At 61.4% G+C, this 1,747-nt stretch carries 3 protein-coding genes; all 3 read right to left on the minus strand.

Annotated elements, in window-relative coordinates; translation table 11 throughout:
• The coding region (locus WAN02_RS14635) for a universal stress protein (protein WP_422264924.1) at positions 1 to 807 on the minus strand (807 nt) is incomplete at its 3' end.
• Positions 808 to 957, minus strand: a complete 150-nt coding sequence (locus tag WAN02_RS14640) for a hypothetical protein (RefSeq protein WP_422264925.1) — start codon at positions 955 to 957, stop codon at positions 808 to 810. It lies immediately after the preceding gene.
• Between the two features lie 26 nt (positions 958 to 983).
• The coding region (locus WAN02_RS14645) for an Acg family FMN-binding oxidoreductase (RefSeq protein WP_422264926.1) at positions 984 to 1,747 on the minus strand (764 nt) is incomplete at its 5' end.

The following is a 1,747-nucleotide window of genomic DNA, read 5'->3' on the forward strand; positions in this document are numbered from 1 at the left end:
GAATCCACCCCGTCCGTGGCTGCCGACCACCACCAATTGGGCCGATTCGGATTGCCTGACCAGGTGATACGTCGGATGGTCGCATTCGACCACGCGCCGAGCTGTGACATCGGGATAGCGATCCTGCCAACCGGCCAGTCGCTCTGCAAGGATCTCCTCGGCGGCCGGCTTCATGGCAGGCCAGTCGACGGCGGGGTAGTCGTTGACCTCGACGTCGCTCCAGACATGCAGCGCGACGAGGTCGACGCCTCGCCATGACGCCTCTTGGAACGCGATCGCGATCGCCAGTTCCGACGCGGGTGACCCATCGATGCCGACGAGAACCGGAGCATCTGCTGGATACGGCATCAGCGGATCCTCGTCGTGAATGACCGCCACCGGGCAGTGGGCATGACGAATGAGGCTGGAGCTCAACGAACCCAGCAGGCTTCTGATGATGGGCCCTCGCCCCCGTGATCCGACCACAACCAGATCGGCGTCTTTGGACAAGTCGACCAGGGCCGGAACCGCCGGTGAGAACAACAGCTCAGTCTCGATCTGCGCCGGACCGCCGGCAGGAGCCGTCGCTCGCGCGGTCTCGACTGCTTCGTCGAGGATCTTCTGTCCCTGCTCGACTTGCCACCGCGAGAAGGCCGTCGTCGCCGTCAACCGCGGCAGCGTGAGGCCAATGGGCTGCACGGCATGGACGAGAGTAAGGGGTACGTTACGCATTGCGGCGTCACGAGCCGCCCAGTCGACGGCGCATCTGGCGGCGGGCGACCCGTCGACACCGACCAAGACACCCGAATGTGTTATCGGAGTGGACATTTATATCTCCTTAACGCCGGCGAGGTCTGCGTTTGCCCGGATCCAGGGCTCGACGGCTTTCGCTAGATCAACGAAATCGGTTGTTTGGCGCGATGCTTCAGGCTGAACCTGCAGAATCGAATGTTCTGTATCGAGATCAAAATCGATCACGCTTTACATCCTTCGATGTGGGGATTTCAATCGAACGCGCGTAGCCGCAGGACTTCGGACAGCGGTCGTCGTGGTGTGGGCTGCGGTGCTTTTTTGCTTACCGGCACGACGCCCACCCGAACCAGGACTTGCGGTGTCGCTTCTGGTCTCGTTAGCGATTGAACGAGTTTGCGGGTCTCGCTGAGTTCAGTAAGATGTGTCACCGTGCACGTGGCGAGGCCAACCATGGTGCATTCCAACAGGATCGCGGAAAGTGCTTCGCCGCACGCCAATGCATCGGCGCGGCTGTCACCGTCAGTGGACAGCACCAGGATCATGGCTTGATCGTCCGGAATCTCACTGCGGCGCTCCGGCCGATGGACGACAGGAAACACCCGCTCGATGCCGACCCGATCGCTCTCCGCCGCGGAGACCAGAGCGCTGTGTGGGATGCCCTCTGATTTTTCAAAAGGCCCGGTCCACCAGTGCATTTCATCGTGGTAAGCACTGTCGTAGAGCCGTAGCGACTCGGCCATCTGGGCTGCTTCTGTGAGTTCGGGAAGCACATCGCCGGGAATCGTGTCTATGCGTACCGCCTTGCCATCGACGTCACCTGCCCATATCGAGGAGATCGACTTCCAGTCCGTCGGTGGGCTGAAAGGCAGTCGGTCAGTGCGACGTGCCCAGATAGCCTGAGCGCGCAGCCGGTCTCGTTCAGTCGCGTAGTCGATCGGGTCAAAGGTCATCAAAGCTAGATAGTTCGGGCTATCCGAATTCGGAAAGAACTCGACGTGCGCACGCCAGCCGGCTG

Source organism: Mycobacterium sp. (genome assembly GCF_049281135.1).
In the GTDB taxonomy this organism is placed as follows: domain Bacteria; phylum Actinomycetota; class Actinomycetes; order Mycobacteriales; family Mycobacteriaceae; genus Mycobacterium.